This is a genomic window from Thalassospira sp., assembly GCF_030690045.1.
GTDB lineage: Bacteria > Pseudomonadota > Alphaproteobacteria > Rhodospirillales > Thalassospiraceae > Thalassospira.
In genome coordinates this window covers 220,087-232,982 of record NZ_JAUYHK010000010.1, presented here as the reverse complement: position 1 = coordinate 232,982, position 12,896 = coordinate 220,087, and the positions used below count along the sequence as shown (strand labels likewise).

Genomic DNA, 12,896 nt, shown 5'->3' with positions numbered 1-12,896 from the left:
TTCCAATGCACACGTGTGCGCTTGTGCGCCGTCAAATAATGGCTAAAATGACCCAGCGGGGTAGGGGCAGGCCGGATGTCCTGCCAATGCGGCCATGACGGGTGGACAGGGGAAAAGACCGTGAGCAAACCAAAAAACGGGACGGTGGCGGCACCGGTCCTGCGGCATCATACGGTAACATCGGCCGATGTGGCGCGTGAGGCCGGGGTGGCGCGATCCACCGTGTCGCGCTGTTTGTCGGGGGATAGCCGGATATCGGAGGCCACCCGCGACCGTGTGGTCGCCACCGCCGAGCGGTTGGGATACCAGATCAACAAGATCGCCCGGTCGATGAATACCCGCAAAAGCGATTTGATCGGGTTGGTGACATCTGGGCTGTCGGACCCGTTTCGCGTTGAATTTCTGGACCATCTGATCGCCGCCATCCAGCAGGCCGGATTTCGGCCGCTGGTGATTGATGTGTCCGACCCGGCATTGATGGAAACATCGATGTTGAATTTGCTGCAATATCAGATTGCCGGAATTGTCGTGACATCCGGAAGCCCGCCGCCCGCCATTGGCCAGCATTTCCTGCGCCGCGATGTGCCGGTAGTTCTGGTCAATCGGGCCGGGTTGCTGGAGGGGGCCGATGTGATTAATTGCGATAATATCGCGGGTGGGCAACTGGCGGCGGAAATTTTGCTGGCGTCCGGGAAACGCCGTCTGGGGTTTTTGAACATGCGCGGCGGGACTTATAGCGGCAATGCAAGGGGCGAGGCCTTTGTCGCCGCCATCGCCCCCGAATTGGCAAGCGGGGCGGTCAGTTTTACCCCGCTGTCGTGCAATAGTGCCGATTACGACGGCGGGTTTCAGGCCGGGCTGAAATTTTTGGGCAAGGAAAATGCGCCCGATGCGATCTTTTGCGGCAAGGATCACATCGCACTGGGCCTGATGGATGCCGCACGGTTTGAATTGGGGCTTAAGGTGCCCGACGATCTGGCGATTGTCGGGTTTGACGATATTGTTGCCGCCGGGCAGCGTGCCTATCGCCTGACCACGATTGCCCAAAGCCCGGCCCGGCTGGCGGCCTTGACGATTGGCCGCCTTAAACAACGAATTGCGGGCGAGGTCATCCGCGATGAGCGCCTGATCCTGCCGGTTGAACTGGTGCGCCGCGAAACGGTTTGAAACGGTAAACGGGCGACCGGGCGATCTGACTCGCGGGTTTCTGCCTTGTTGCGCACACGTGTGCGCTGCACCATTCGCTAACCGGATGCAGGGCAGGATTAAATGCAGACTGTCCAGCTTGAGAAAGATTTCAGATTTATTCTTTAAATATCAAATCACTATAATGATAAATGACATTTTTATGACAGAAAAATAGAATTTTTCTGTCATTTGTCAGAATTTGTGATTTAATAATTCCAGTGCGTGCGCTGCGCGTGAGTTGCGCACACGTGTGCATTCAACGAAATGCCATAGGGAGGAATAAAATGACCTTGAAAAATGTATTGCTGGGTTCTGCATGTGTTGCTGCGGCGACGATGATGGCGTTTTCCGCACAGGCGGCCGGGCGGCTGAATGTGATTTGCTCGGCTGATAATGAATGGTGCGAATTGATGGAAACCGCGTTTGAACTGGAGCATGACATTGATGTGTCGATGGTCCGCAAAAGTTCCGGCGAGGCTTATGCCCAGGTTCGTGCCGAAGCCAGCAACCCGAAAATCGATATCTGGTGGGGTGGTACGGGGGACCCGCATTTGCAGGCAGCCGCCGAAGACCTGACCGAAGAATATAAATCTCCCACCCTGGACCAGCTTCAGGATTGGGCGGTGCGGCAGGCCGAAAACGCCAATTTCCGCACGGTCGGCATTTATGCCGGGGCGTTGGGTATTGGCTATAACACCCCGCTTTTGCAAAGCAAGGGCCTGCCGGAACCCAAATGCTGGAAGGATCTGGCCGATCCAGCCTATAAGGGTGAAATCCAGATGGCCAACCCCAATTCATCGGGCACGTCCTATACCGCCCTTGCGACATTGGTGCAGTTGTTTGGCGAAGAAGAAGCCTTTGCCTTCCTGATGGACATGCATAAAAACATCAATCAATACACCAAATCGGGTTCGGCCCCGATCAAGGCGGCCGCCGTGGGGGAAACCACGATTGGCATCACTTTCATGCATGACATGGTATCCCAGGTCAAACAGGGGGCGGAATTGACGATTGTGCCGCCTTGCGAAGGCACGGGGTATGAAGTCGGTTCCATGAGCATCATCAAAGGCGCACGCAATCTGGAAAATGCCAAAATCTGGTATGAATTCGCCCTGAGTGCCAAGGCACAATCGATTGCCGAAGATGGTGGCAGCTATCAGGTGCCGTCCAATTCGGCATCGCGCATTCCCGAAGCGGCCCCGCGTCTGGAAGATATCAAGCTGATTGATTACGACTTTGCCAAATATGGTTCGGCGGAAGTGCGTCGCAGTCTGTTGTCGCGCTGGGATGAAGAGATCAAAACGGCCCCGCAATAACGGCGGGCTGTGATCCGATCTTTCCGATAACGGCATGCCGGGGCAGTGTGACCCCGGCATGGTCGCCATATGCGATCTGACAAGACGACAGGAGTTTCCCCGTGAACCGAATGCTGTGGTTCTGGCTGTTGGCGGGCTGGACCGGTTTCCTGATTTTACCGTGGTATCAACAGGAATACGGGTTCTGGACGCTGGAATGGCTGACGGATGGTTATCCGTTTTATGCCGATTACGCCCCGGCAATTTTGCAAGCCACCCTGTATGACCGGGGCTGGTTATTGCCGTTGGCGATTTTCCTGATCCTGCCTTTGGCGTTGCTGCGCGTGGCGCGGCAGGACCGCAATTATGCCCGGATCCTGATCCTGTCGGGTATGGGCGGGCTGGTTTATCTGCTGGTTCAGGGCTTTGCCATTGGTATTTCCGGCTGGGGATTTGGCTTTTTGGAAAGCCTGTTCGGGCCGTTGGATGTGCGGCAATACGGGCTGGGCTATGGTGCGTTGTTTTGTGCGGCCAGTTTTCTGGTGCTGTTGTGTACCGGGTTGGCCGCCGCCGGGGCAATGCGCGGCGATGTGTTTGTGACATCGGCGATTGGCGTTGTCGTGGCACTGGTGGCGGTGTTTGTGTTTTTCCCGGTGTCGCGCATTCTGGTCGGTGGTTTTGTCGATTATGACGGTGCCTTGTCCGGGGCGGCGTTTGCGCGGAATTTTTTCAATAATGGTGTCTGGGGGGTAGGGTGCCTGTCGGGCGGCTATTGCGGGGTGGCGTGGAATACGGCCATTCTGGCGATTCTGACGGCAACATCGACCACCCTTTTGGGGCTGACCTTTGCGCTGGTGGTGACACGCACCGCCTTTCGCTGGAAAAAATCCCTGCGGGTTTTGACCGTTTTGCCGATCATCACACCGCCTTTTGTGATTGGTCTGGCGCTTATTCTTCTTTTTGGCAGATCGGGGGCTGCGACGCAGTTCTTTTCCGATCTGCTCGGGGTGGAGGCAGGCCGGTGGCTTTATGGCCTCCCTGGGATATGGCTGGCGCAGACCTTGTCCTTCACCCCGATTTCTTTTCTGGTTCTGATTGGTGTTGTCGAGGGGGTCAGCCCGTCGATGGAAGAAGCATCGCAAACCTTGCGCGCCAATCGCTGGCAAACCTTTACGCAGGTGTCGCTGCCGCTGATGCGGCCGGGGCTGGCGAATGCCTTTTTGCTGAGTTTCATCGAAAGCATGGCCGATTTTGGCAACCCGATGGTGCTGGGCGGCAATTATGATGTGCTGTCTACCGAAATTTTCTTTGCCATTGTCGGGGCGCAAAATGATCAGGGCCGGGCGGCGGTGCTGGCCGTGGTTCTGTTGTTTTTCACCCTGTCGGCCTTTGCCGCCCAGCGGTTCTGGCTGGGCCGGAAATCCTATGCCACCGTGTCGGGAAAGGCCGATAACGGGGCGCATGTCGGGCTTAATCGCGGGCTGAAAATCGTTTGTTATGCCACGGTCATTCCGTGGGCGATTTTCACCGTGGTGATTTATGCCATGATTTTTTATGGCGGTTTTGTCCGGCGATTTGGTTTTGACAATTCCCTGACCCTTGCCAATTACCGCGATGCGTTCGGGGTGGCGATTGGCGATCATGGCATTGTCTGGTCGGGGGCGGCGTGGGATTCGCTTTGGACCACCATCAGTATTTCGGCGATTGCCGCCCCGCTAACGGCGATTGTCGGCCTGACCACCGCCTATTTGCTGGTGCGGCAGAATTTCAGGGGCAAGAATGCCTTTGAATTTGGCACGATGCTGAGCTTTGCCATTCCCGGCACGGTGATTGGGGTCAGTTATATTCTGGCGTTCAATGTGCCGCCTTTGGAGCTGACCGGCACCGGGGTAATCCTTGTGATCTGCTTTATTTTCCGCAATATGCCGGTCGGGGTGCGCGGCGGGATTGCCGCCATGAGCCAGCTTGACCGCAGCCTTGACGAAGCCTCCCTGACCCTTGGGGCCAACAGTTTCACCACCTTTCGCCGGGTGATTTTGCCCCTGCTACGCCCGGCGATTGTCGCGGCTTTGGTTTACAGCTTTGTGCGGGCCATTACCTCGGTCAGTGCCGTGATCTTTTTGGTCAGTGCCGATCATAATATGGCGACATCCTATATCATCGGTCTGGTGGAAAATGGCCGGTACGGGGTGGCGATTGCCTATTGTTCGGTGCTGATTGTGGTGATGCTGGCGGCCATTGTTTCGGTGCAGCTTGCGGTTGGCAAACGGCGCCTGCGCCGCGAAGACCGGATCAATGATACCGATACAGATACCGGCGCAAACGGGGGAGAAACATCCCCGATCTTAAGGGAGAAACGTTCATGACACTTAAATATCGCGCCGGATCGGTGGTTTTTGAAAATGTCACCAAGACCTATGGCCGGGGGTCGGTTCTGGCGATTGACAATGTGTCCTTTGACATTCAGCCGGGCGAACTTGTTACCCTTTTGGGGCCCAGCGGCTGTGGCAAAACCACAACCTTGCGCATGATTGCCGGGCTGGAACATGCGTCGTCCGGGCGGATTTTGATTGGTGGCAAGGATGTGACGCAATTGCCCGCCACAGACCGCGATGTCAGCATGGTGTTTCAGTCCTATGCCCTGTTTCCCCATATGAGTGTGGCGGAAAATGTCGGTTATGGCCTGTCGGTGAGCGGCAACAGCAAGGCCGAAACCCGCGAAAAGGCCGAAGAAGGCCTGCGTCTGGTCGGGCTGGCGGGCTATGGCGACCGTCTGCCATCCGAATTATCGGGCGGGCAGCAACAACGGGTGGCGGTGGCGCGCGCCCTTGTTCTGGAGCCGGAGGTTTTGTTGCTGGACGAACCCCTGTCAAACCTTGATGCCAAGCTGCGCCGCCATGTCCGCACCGAAATCCGCGATTTGCAACAGGAACTGGGCCTGACGGCGGTGTATGTCACCCATGATCAGGAAGAAGCCCTTGCGGTGTCGGACCGGATCATTGTGATGAATAATGCGGTGATTGCCCAGCAAGGCACGCCGCGCGAATTGTATGAACAACCGGCCTCGGCCTTCATTGCCGATTTTATTGGCGATGCCAATCTGGTCGAAGCCGAAATTCGCGAGATTTCCGGCGATTATGCCGTGGTGGATCTGGGCGGGGTGACGCAGGAATTGCCCCATCGTGGATACCGGCCCGGCCCGATCAGGGTGGCGGTGCGCCCCGATGCGGTGCAACTGACTGCCCTTGACCCGGTCCCCACCGCCACCGCAGGGGAAATGTCGTTAAAGGGTCACATTACCCATGCAACTTATCTTGGTAGTCAGATGCATTACAGCGTGGATACCCCGTTAGGGCCGCTTTTTGTCATTGATGGCCTGATCGATACGCCGATTGCCGCTGGCCGCGATGTCGGCATTGGATTTTCACGGCGCGGTCTGGCACTGGTGCCGAAAAATTAACATCTTGAAGACACCCAGAGAAAGGAGACCCTTCGTGGTCCAGTCAAGCAGCGAAAGCCGTAAAAACATTGATATCGACGCCCGGTTTGAACATGCCAAGGCGGTGATGAAAGAAGCCGGGAAGGTGGCGATGGATTATTATCGCCGGGTGGATGAACTGGTGGTGGAAACCAAGACCAATCCGCTTGATGTGGTGTCGATTGCCGACAAGAATGTCGAGGCGATCATCCGCGACCGCATCGCCGATGCCTTTCCCGAAGACGGGTTTCTGGGCGAGGAAATGGGCATTACGCGCGGCGATAATGACTGTTTGTGGGTGATTGATCCGATTGACGGCACCGCCTGCTTTGTCAATAAAATGCCGACATGGTGCATTTCGGTGGCGCTGATGATTGGCAAGGAAGCGGTGATCGGCCTTGTCTATGAACCCAATGGCAATGAATTATTTGCCGCCATGACCGGGGAAGGCACGACGGTTAATGGTGATCCGGTCAAGGCCAACCCGGTAAATAATGTCAATGCCGGGGTGATGGGGATTGGCATGTCGCACCGGGTTGGCAGCGATGCCCTGATCCCGTTCATGACCGATCTGATTGACCGCGAGGGGATGTTTATCCGCAACGGGTCCTGTGCGCTGATGATGTCCTATGCGGCGGCGGGGCGGCTGATCGGCTATTTTGAACCGCACATCAATTCATGGGATTGCATGGCGGGGATTGTCCTGATGAAAGAGGCCGGTGGCTGGTGCAGCGATTTCCTTGATCAGCCAGACAGCCTTGAAAGCGGTGCGCCGATTTTGGTGGCGGGGCCGAATGTTGCGGCCCAATTGTCGAAAATGACCGGGGTGAAATAACCCCAATGCCACACCGCCCCGGTGTTTTGTCACGATTTCATGGTTTCATGATCGGCAGGACACCGGGGCAGTGTGGAGCTTTGGCAGATATTCAGATTGCGGTGATATTGCCATCGCAGGCATTCCGCCTACTGACTGCACCACAACACCCGGGCGATCCAGTCGATCTGGTCGGCGGGGATATAGCGGTTTTCGTAATCGGGGTTGAAGGATTTAAGCTCGATCCCCATCGCGCCGCGCCGCACCAGTTCCTTGGCCATCACTTCGCCGTCGATGGTTTTGACCACCACCCGGTCATGCGGGCGGATGTTGGACGCCGGGGAGACAATGATCAGATCGCCATCGCGGAAAACCGGGCTCATCGACTCGCCCGAAATCCGCAAGCCATAGGCGGTCGGATCATGCAGGGCGGGAAAGGTGATGTCTTCCCATGCGCCGCCAACCGGATACCCGGCATCGTCAAAAAAGCCGCGATTCCCGGCCTGGGCAAAGCCGATTACCGGCACCCGCCCGGCCCCGTTGCCATCCATCAGTTCGGAAAATTCGCGGAATGTCACATTGGTGACGGATAACACCTTGGCGATGCTTTCGGTCGAGGGCCAACGCGATTTTCCCGCCGTCGTTACCCGTTTGGACCGGTTGAATGTGGTCGGGTCAAGCTGTGCTAACCGGGCCAGCCCCGAAGGGGACAGCCCGTGATCTTCGGCGATTTTATCAAGCGCCGCCCATATTTGGTCATGCCGGATCATGCCGAGATATTAGCGGGTGGCGGGAGGCGGGGGAAGGAATAAATTCCTTTAAAAGGTCGATCTACGCAGAAAGTTGTATTGGGCAGTATTATGCTTGAATGCATCAGTGCCGCAATTTGATTTCCGTTACAGCTAACGCGCTGTGCTCAAGATTTCCGATGCAAAACGTGGGGAGCAACTTCACCAAGCCATCTGTGGCAAGCGTCATAGCTATCGGCGGATTGCTGAAGTCTAAAGCTTTTCAGAAGCGTTGACTCTGAGTTGATGTGAGCAGAGCATTCTTTCCTATTACATCAAGGGAGGAATGCTAATGGTTTACGACACTGGCCCTAATCAGGATTGGTATGTCCACGTAAATGGCACAGTAGGCGAACCAGAATCCGAAAAGGTACACGTCATTCGCCAGAAATCCCCGCGTATTGTCTTGGAAATTGACGTGCACGGCGCTCTATCTCAGTCAGAGGATCAAGTGAGCGAGGTTCGTCAATTGATCCAGAAGGCAGTCGATGACCTTCAGGAGGTGTTAGACGCTCCGTCAGGGTTGCCTGGATTTCCTCGCCTTTAGACTTCATCTTCTTTTTGATCGGAGTTCGACATGGTGAAAAAGTTCGACCATCTTTCTGACGATTTTCATTTTGCAATCGCAAATGTCGCTGCTCATTCCTCTCGGCTTGAACAACATATTGAGAGAACGATTCATAAAGCTCTTGCTGATAAACCCAAAACCGCAGAATACCTTCTAAAAAACACCGGCCCAGATCGGCTTGTTGGGTTATTGAAATCGCTACTTGTCGATATTTTTCCTGACGAAAAACCTCAAATTGACCGTTTAATTTCTCTCATTAAAGCCGCCAGAAAAGAGCGAAACGAGGTTTTCCATAACACTTGGATTACTGGAGCAACGCCAGAAACATCAATTAATGTTTCTTCTCGCCCGTTCCGTGAGTTCCGTCACAAAGAGATGAATTCGGAACAAGTTCAGAGAACTGCGGATGACATTCATGAGGCATATGCGGCCCTTCTGAAATGGCAAAAGTGCCTTTCTCGGCGGCAATCAAAATCATCTAGTTAAATAGCTTTGTTGCGAGATTGGCAGTTCAGTTTGACGGCGTCATGTATTCAGAATAGTAGGAAAAAAATCCTTTACAAAAAGAACAAAAAGGGATTACAGGTTGTGTGTCACCGGGGAAGCTGCATCCGCAGGCTGGCATACCGGGCAGGGGCGGGTCGCGAAGGTTGGCCGATTGTCTCTGCTTTTCCCCTGACGACATGAAACAAAACCCAGTTTGAAACCGCGCTTTTGCGCCGGATTTTGCATCAGGCCGCCGGTTTGTCGGGCGGCGCGTGCGCCTTGTTGCGCATTTGTCAGGAGGCAGCAGCATGAAACAGAAAAAACATTTTCCCAAACCGCTGATTCAGGGAACACCCACCGCGTTTTCAAGTGCCCGGCAGGCATGGTTCTGGTTCGTGCGGTGTCAGTCCTCGCGGGTTGAGGGGGCGCGGGTGATGGCCGGGGCGGGCGATGTGATTCGCCCCTGTGATCCCGATGATATCTATAATGCGGTCAAGCGGTTGCACCGTGAGGGGATTTTGGCGCAGGCGCATTTGCAGGTTCTGGAATATTACGGGCTTGTCGAACGTCTGCCCGATTCGCGCCGGGCGGATGAAGCCCGCAAGGATATCCTGTGGCGCGAGGCGCTGGATGCCCTGGAGATCGTGCTGATCGGGCGCGGCATTGTCGTGCCGGGTCCCGACATCGAAGACGATTTGAACGAAAATTCCCTGAAACCCTGCCCGATGATTTGGGAGTTGCCGCCATGTCATATGTGAGCGGGGCGGAAACCGTGCCGGAACAGGATATTCTGGTGGTGTTTGGCGATGCTCCGGAAAAACGGTTTTTGAGGCTGTTAAAGCCGGGATTCCGGCATTGTTTTGTGCTGTTTCCCGGCGCGCGGGCCGGGGAATGGATTTGCCTTGATCCGCAAAGCCACCGGGTGCGCTGCGAGGTCTGGCATTATTCGGTTTTGTTTGATCCGGCGGCGTTTTACCGGGGAATCGGGCATCAATGCGTGTGGGTGCCGTATCCGGGCGAGGTGGCAAAACAGGTGCGGATCGGGCCGTTTAGTTGTGTCGAATTTGTCAAACGGCTGACGGGGATTTCCGGGGTGGGGATTGTCACGCCATGGCAGCTTTACCGGTTTTTGGTGCGGCAGGAGCGTTTGGGGATAGCGGCGTAACCTGTTGGAACTAAATATGGATTCCCGATTTCAGGGAAAGGGAAAGGCCGGGGGCAAAAGTTTTTTGCTTTTTTGCGAAAAAAGTTCTTGATTTGTTCTTTTGGCTGTGGCATAAGAGAAAAGTCAACGGGACAAATGCGCCCGGATGAAAAACCCGCAAGGTTCACGCCTTGCGGGTTTTTGCGTTTGGGATGCATGGAAAGGAAAAGCGTGATGGGAAGTTTGTTTTCAGGGCCAAAGCCGCAACCGGTGGCAAGCGCCATGCCGGTTGCCGTCAGTCCGCCGGACGACCCGGTGCAAAGTGCGGTTGAGGCCGCCCGACAGGCGCGACTGGAAGCGCAAAGACGGCGCAGCTATGGCCGGGCCGGATTGATTGCGACCGGGTATCGCGGGTTGTTGCAACCCGGTGCGGTTACGGCGGCAGTGACAGGTGCGACCGGTGCAAATGCGGCCGCGACAGGTGGCGGCAAGAACCTTTTGGGGGAATAGGGGGATGGCATTGTTGGACAAGATGCAGACCGCAGACCGGATGCGGCCCGATGTGGATGGATTGCGCGGCCGGTATCGCCGGGCCGTGGCGCGACGGCAGAACTGGCAACGGCATTGGCAGGAATGTTATGAATTCGCCCTGCCGCAGCGCGGGGAAGGTGCGTCTGGCGGGAGTGTGTCCGGTGCATCTGGCGCATCGGGTGGCGGGCAGGAGGGCAATCGCCGGTTTGACCGGGTGTTTGATGCCACGGCCCCCGATGCGGTCGAGCAGCTTGCCGCCAGTCTTCTGGCCGAAATCACCCCGCCGGGTGGTGGCTGGTTCGATCTGGAATGCGGGGCGGCGGTGCCAGAGAATGATCGGGCGGTTTTGGCCGACAGTCTGGCGCAGGCGGTGCGGATCATTGACGGGCATTTTGAACGGTCGAATTTCAGTGTTGAAATCCATCAGGCGTTTCTGGATCTGGTGACGGTCGGAACGGCCTGTTTGCGGCTGGAAGAGTCGCCGTTTGGCACCGCGTCCGCATTGCGATTTGCCAGCATTCCGGTGCGCGAACTGGCATTTGAGGAACGGGCCGACGGGGCGCTGGATGCGGTGTTTCGCAAATTGCATCTGGGGCTTGGCGATATCCGGGCGCGATGGCCCGATGCACCCTTGCCCGATGGGGCGAGCGGGGCCGGGAATGGGGCCGGGGCAAATGGCGGGGATGCCGCCACGCGCAAATGGAGTCTGATCGAGGCGGTCTTGCCGGTGGCGAGCGGGACGGGCGGTATGGATGGCGCGGGCGGTTATGATCTGGCGGTGTTTTACGAGGATGGCGGGGCGGCGGGGGGCGATGGCCTGATTGCGGTCGACCGCTTTGCCGTTTCGCCCTATATCGCCTTTCGCTGGTTGAAGGCACCGGGCGAGATTTATGGCAGGTCGCCGGTGATGAAGGCATTGCCCGATATCAAGACCGCCAACAAGGTGGTGGAACTGATTTTGAAAAATGCCTCGATCGCCGTGACCGGTATCTGGCAGGCCGACGATGACGGGATTCTGAACCCCGCCACTGTGCGGCTGGTGCCGGGCAGCATCATTCCCAAGGCGGTCGGATCGGCGGGGTTGAAACCGCTGGACGCGCCGGGGCGGTTTGATGTGTCGGACCTGGTATTGCAGGATTTGCGCGACCGTATCCGGCGCTGTTTGCTGGCGGATCGTCTGACCCCGATGGAGGCCCCGCGCATGACGGCGACCGAGGTTCTGGAACGGGCCGCAGAAAACAGCCGGTTGCTGGGCGCGACCTATGGCCGGTTGCAGGCGGAATTGCTGTTTCCCCTGATGCGCCGGGCGGTGCATATCCTGACCCGGCGCGGGGTGTTGCCGGAAATACCGCTGGAGGGCGATGTGGTGCGGTTGCGCCATGCCGCCCCGATGGCGCAATTGCCAAGGCGGGTGCAGGCGGCACAGACGCTGGACTGGTTGATCCGGCTGGGCGGGTTGGGACCGGATGCGATGGCGCGGATTGATCTGGACCGCACGGTCGGCTGGCTGGCCGAACAGTTTGGCGTGCCGGAACATTTGTTGCGTCCGGTTATGCCCGAGATGCCCGACATAGCGATTGCCGACATTGTGACGGAACTTGCCGGGATGGTGGAATTGGGCGGGGGTGCATCATGACCGGCTGGCACTGGTTCAATCCGCAAATGTCGGACGATCCAGCCGCAGATGACGCCGCAAACGTCGATCAGATGCGGCGCAAGATCTGGCAGCGTTGTCTGGGCGGTGCGGATGGCGCGGTTGTTTTGGGTGATTTGCGGGCGATGACACTTGATCGCGTCCTTGGCCCCGATGCCGGGGACCGGGCGTTATGGATGCTGGAAGGGCAACGTGCCCTTGTCTTGCAAATGCGTCAGATGGCGCAGGGTTCTGAAAGGAAAAACAGATGACTGATCCGGTTTCAGGGGAACAGGGTGCCGATATTGCCCTGGATGCCGTTTCCGCCGCGATGACGGGCGGGGAAACGGCATTTGTTGAGGATACCGCCCGCATGGTGCGCCTGCCGGGGGCAGACAGCAGCGATGCTGAGAAACAGGCCTTTTACCGCGAACTGGGTGTGCCTGAAACGCCGGAGGAGTACCGGATTGCGGTGGCCGATGAACTGGGCGGTGTGGATGAGGCGGTCAATCACCGGCTGCATGCGGCGGGTTTTACCCCCGATCAGGTGCAACTGGTTTATGATCTTGCCGCCGAAATCCTGGTGCCGCTTTCGCAACAGATGACGCAACAGGCCGGGTTGCACCAACAGGCCGGGGCGGAGCGCCAGATCCTGGAAGGCGTCTTTGGCGGGGCGGCCGGCTGGGCCAAAATCGCACCGCAAATTGCGCAATGGGGCAAAACCGCCTTGCCCCCGGCGGCCTATGACGCGCTGGGCGAAACGGCGGCGGGGGTGCAGGCGATGTATCGCCTGATGATGCAGGACCGTGAACCGGGATTGACGACGCTGTCCGATGGGGCGGGCGGCGAAGATGACCGGGGGCGCATTCGCCGCCTGATGAATGATCCGCGGTATTGGCGCGATGGTGATCCGGGGATTGTCGCCGAGGTCCGGGCGGCCTTTGGGCGGTTGCAGGAGCGGTCTGAATAGG

At 57.3% G+C, this 12,896-nt stretch carries 14 protein-coding genes; 12 read left to right on the top strand and 2 right to left on the bottom strand.

Annotated features, from left to right (window positions below):
• The first annotated feature begins 120 nt into the window (after nucleotides 1–120).
• From Q8O73_RS05770 to Q8O73_RS05750, 5 genes are all read left to right on the top strand, one after another.
• A complete protein-coding gene (locus Q8O73_RS05770; RefSeq protein WP_305556286.1) occupies nucleotides 121–1,167 on the top strand; it encodes a LacI family DNA-binding transcriptional regulator in 1,047 nt (348 codons plus the stop codon).
• Nucleotides 1,168–1,472: 305 nt separating this feature from the next.
• Nucleotides 1,473–2,504: an ABC transporter substrate-binding protein gene (locus tag Q8O73_RS05765; RefSeq protein ID WP_305556283.1), complete on the top strand. Its 1,032-nt coding sequence runs from the start codon at nucleotides 1,473–1,475 to the stop codon at nucleotides 2,502–2,504.
• Nucleotides 2,505–2,614: 110 nt separating this feature from the next.
• Nucleotides 2,615–4,849, top strand: coding sequence for an iron ABC transporter permease (locus Q8O73_RS05760; RefSeq protein WP_305556339.1), 2,235 nt, complete (start codon nucleotides 2,615–2,617; stop codon nucleotides 4,847–4,849).
• Nucleotides 4,846–5,943: an ABC transporter ATP-binding protein gene (locus Q8O73_RS05755; protein WP_305556281.1), complete on the top strand. Its 1,098-nt coding sequence runs from the start codon at nucleotides 4,846–4,848 to the stop codon at nucleotides 5,941–5,943. Before Q8O73_RS05760 ends, Q8O73_RS05755 begins: the two co-directional genes overlap by 4 nt.
• A gap of 34 nt (nucleotides 5,944–5,977) precedes the next feature.
• Nucleotides 5,978–6,796, top strand: coding sequence for an inositol monophosphatase (locus Q8O73_RS05750; protein ID WP_305556279.1), 819 nt, complete (start codon nucleotides 5,978–5,980; stop codon nucleotides 6,794–6,796).
• Between the two features lie 128 nt (nucleotides 6,797–6,924).
• On the opposite strand, the gene Q8O73_RS05745 is transcribed toward Q8O73_RS05750, so the two are convergent.
• The gene (locus tag Q8O73_RS05745; protein ID WP_305556277.1) at nucleotides 6,925–7,545 is read right to left on the bottom strand and encodes a helix-turn-helix transcriptional regulator; all 621 of its coding nucleotides are present in this window, start codon (nucleotides 7,543–7,545) and stop codon (nucleotides 6,925–6,927) included.
• Between the two features lie 595 nt (nucleotides 7,546–8,140).
• Here Q8O73_RS05745 and Q8O73_RS05740 point away from each other — a divergent pair.
• From Q8O73_RS05740 to Q8O73_RS05730, 3 genes are all read left to right on the top strand, one after another.
• Entirely contained in the window at nucleotides 8,141–8,617 is a 477-nt protein-coding gene (locus tag Q8O73_RS05740) for a hypothetical protein (protein ID WP_305556275.1), read from the top strand.
• A gap of 308 nt (nucleotides 8,618–8,925) precedes the next feature.
• On the top strand, nucleotides 8,926–9,375 hold the full coding sequence (locus Q8O73_RS05735) for a hypothetical protein (protein ID WP_305556273.1): 450 nt from the start codon (nucleotides 8,926–8,928) through the stop codon (nucleotides 9,373–9,375).
• Entirely contained in the window at nucleotides 9,363–9,782 is a 420-nt protein-coding gene (locus Q8O73_RS05730; RefSeq protein WP_305556271.1) for a hypothetical protein, read from the top strand. Before Q8O73_RS05735 ends, Q8O73_RS05730 begins: the two co-directional genes overlap by 13 nt.
• On the opposite strand, the gene Q8O73_RS05725 is transcribed toward Q8O73_RS05730, so the two are convergent.
• Nucleotides 9,737–10,045, bottom strand: coding sequence for a hypothetical protein (locus tag Q8O73_RS05725; RefSeq protein ID WP_305556268.1), 309 nt, complete (start codon nucleotides 10,043–10,045; stop codon nucleotides 9,737–9,739). The two genes, Q8O73_RS05730 and Q8O73_RS05725, sit on opposite strands and share 46 nt — an antisense overlap.
• On the opposite strand from Q8O73_RS05725, the gene Q8O73_RS05720 reads away from it, so the two are divergent.
• Genes Q8O73_RS05720 through Q8O73_RS05705 form a run of 4 tightly spaced genes read left to right on the top strand, consistent with a single transcriptional unit; the run spans nucleotide 10,044 to nucleotide 12,895 of the window.
• Nucleotides 10,044–10,271 (top strand): hypothetical protein, encoded by a 228-nt coding sequence (locus tag Q8O73_RS05720; protein WP_305556266.1) that lies wholly within the window; start codon nucleotides 10,044–10,046, stop codon nucleotides 10,269–10,271. The two genes, Q8O73_RS05725 and Q8O73_RS05720, sit on opposite strands and share 2 nt — an antisense overlap.
• A gap of 4 nt (nucleotides 10,272–10,275) precedes the next feature.
• Complete coding sequence (locus Q8O73_RS05715) at nucleotides 10,276–11,928, top strand: portal protein (protein WP_305556264.1); 1,653 nt, start codon at nucleotides 10,276–10,278, stop codon at nucleotides 11,926–11,928.
• Nucleotides 11,925–12,197, top strand: a complete 273-nt coding sequence (locus Q8O73_RS05710; RefSeq protein WP_305556262.1) for a hypothetical protein — start codon at nucleotides 11,925–11,927, stop codon at nucleotides 12,195–12,197. The genes Q8O73_RS05715 and Q8O73_RS05710 overlap by 4 nt, the downstream gene beginning before the upstream one ends.
• A complete protein-coding gene (locus Q8O73_RS05705) occupies nucleotides 12,194–12,895 on the top strand; it encodes a hypothetical protein (protein WP_305556260.1) in 702 nt (233 codons plus the stop codon). Before Q8O73_RS05710 ends, Q8O73_RS05705 begins: the two co-directional genes overlap by 4 nt.
• Nucleotide 12,896 lies beyond the last annotated feature (1 nt).

Bases quoted from the DNA above. Each gene is read 5' to 3' on its own strand.
- Q8O73_RS05765 (WP_305556283.1), top strand. From the start codon at position 1,473: ATGACCTTGAAAAATGTATTGCTGGGTTCTGCATGTGTTGCTGCGGCG.
- Q8O73_RS05705 (WP_305556260.1), top strand. From the start codon at position 12,194: ATGACTGATCCGGTTTCAGGGGAACAGGGTGCCGATATTGCCCTGGAT.
- Q8O73_RS05760 (WP_305556339.1), top strand. From the start codon at position 2,615: ATGCTGTGGTTCTGGCTGTTGGCGGGCTGGACCGGTTTCCTGATTTTA.
- Q8O73_RS05730 (WP_305556271.1), top strand. From the start codon at position 9,363: ATGTCATATGTGAGCGGGGCGGAAACCGTGCCGGAACAGGATATTCTG.
- Q8O73_RS05710 (WP_305556262.1), top strand. From the start codon at position 11,925: ATGACCGGCTGGCACTGGTTCAATCCGCAAATGTCGGACGATCCAGCC.
- Q8O73_RS05725 (WP_305556268.1), bottom strand. From the start codon at position 10,045: ATGGCGCTTGCCACCGGTTGCGGCTTTGGCCCTGAAAACAAACTTCCC.
- Q8O73_RS05720 (WP_305556266.1), top strand. From the start codon at position 10,044: ATGCCGGTTGCCGTCAGTCCGCCGGACGACCCGGTGCAAAGTGCGGTT.
- Q8O73_RS05745 (WP_305556277.1), bottom strand. From the start codon at position 7,545: ATGATCCGGCATGACCAAATATGGGCGGCGCTTGATAAAATCGCCGAA.
- Q8O73_RS05740 (WP_305556275.1), top strand. From the start codon at position 8,141: ATGGTGAAAAAGTTCGACCATCTTTCTGACGATTTTCATTTTGCAATC.
- Q8O73_RS05755 (WP_305556281.1), top strand. From the start codon at position 4,846: ATGACACTTAAATATCGCGCCGGATCGGTGGTTTTTGAAAATGTCACC.
- Q8O73_RS05715 (WP_305556264.1), top strand. From the start codon at position 10,276: ATGGCATTGTTGGACAAGATGCAGACCGCAGACCGGATGCGGCCCGAT.
- Q8O73_RS05735 (WP_305556273.1), top strand. From the start codon at position 8,926: ATGAAACAGAAAAAACATTTTCCCAAACCGCTGATTCAGGGAACACCC.